1 pseudogene is annotated in these 1,220 nt (G+C 73.9%); it reads left to right on the top strand.

What is annotated here, in order from left to right:
- A pseudogene (locus tag D180_RS16090) lies at positions 1-1,220 on the top strand (hypothetical protein); the annotation flags it as partial.

Below are 1,220 nucleotides of genomic sequence, written 5' to 3'. Positions count from 1 at the left end.
GCGCCGATGCGCTGGCCGATGGCGACTACACCACCGCCGTGGGGTCCACCAGCACCGCCGCCGGCCTCGGCGCCTCGGCGCTGGGCAGCGGCGCGGTCGCCAGCGGCGCCCACGCCAGTGCGGTCGGTACCGATGCCACGGCGGTCGGCACCTCGGCCACCGCCATCGGCAGCACCGCGACGGTGTACGAGTACGACGAGAACGGCTTCATCGTCGGCAGCCGCGAACAGACCACCCAGGCCCTGGGCGTGGCCGCCACCGCGGTCGGCGGCGGCGCGCAGGCGCTGGATCCGCTGACCACCGCGGTCGGCACCGGCACCTCGGCCGGCGGTGTGCAGAGCACCGCGCTGGGCTACCACGCGCAGACCTTCAAGGATGGCGCCACCGCGGTCGGCGGCCTGTCCGAAGTGGCCGGCGACCTGGGCACGGCGGTGGGCTACAGCTCCCGCGCCGCAGGCGACTACGCCACCGCGATGGGCATCGGCGCGCGCGCCACCGCCACCAGTGCGGTGGCGATGGGCATGAACGCGCTGGCCAGCGGCACCGACAGCGTCGCCGTGGGCGGCGTCAGCACCGCCGCGGCCAGCGCCGGCAACAGCGTGGGCATCGCCGCCGCCACCGGCGTCGGCGGCATCGCCCTGGGCGCCGGCGCGCAGAGCCAGTCCGACTACGCGATCGCGCTGGGCTACAACGCGAACGTGTTCCCGAACCTGCCGGGCAACGTCGATTCGGTCGCCATCGGCCACAGCGCCGGTTCGTTCGCGCCGCGCACGGTGTCGTTGGGCAGCTATGCGCTGGCCGCCGGCGACAGCGGCATCGCGCTGGGCTACAAGGCCACCGCCTGGAACCCCGACAGCGTCGCGCTGGGCGCACGTGCGGTGACGTCGATCTACAACAACAACGGCACCGCGCTCGGCACCGACAGCCAGGCCAACGGCAGCGATGCCACCGCGATCGGCTACGGCGCGCGGGTCAGCACCTGGTTGGACGATGCGCGCAACCAGGCGCCGACCAATGCGGTCGCGCTCGGCGCGCATTCCTACGCCGCGCGCGACAACAGCGTGTCGGTCGGCGATGTCGGCAACGGCCTGACCCGGCAGATCACCAGCGTCGCCGCCGGCACCGAAGCCACCGACGCGGTCAACGTGGCGCAGCTGCAGGAGGCCGGCAAGTACCTGCAGGCCAGTGCCGGCAACAGCGATGCCGGCGCCTACGTCGAA

It is taken from the genome of Xanthomonas sp. SHU 166, assembly GCF_000364685.1.
GTDB lineage: Bacteria > Pseudomonadota > Gammaproteobacteria > Xanthomonadales > Xanthomonadaceae > Xanthomonas_A > Xanthomonas_A sontii.
The sequence above is the reverse complement of the archived record's forward strand: the minus strand, read 5'-3'. Positions and strand labels throughout refer to the sequence as shown.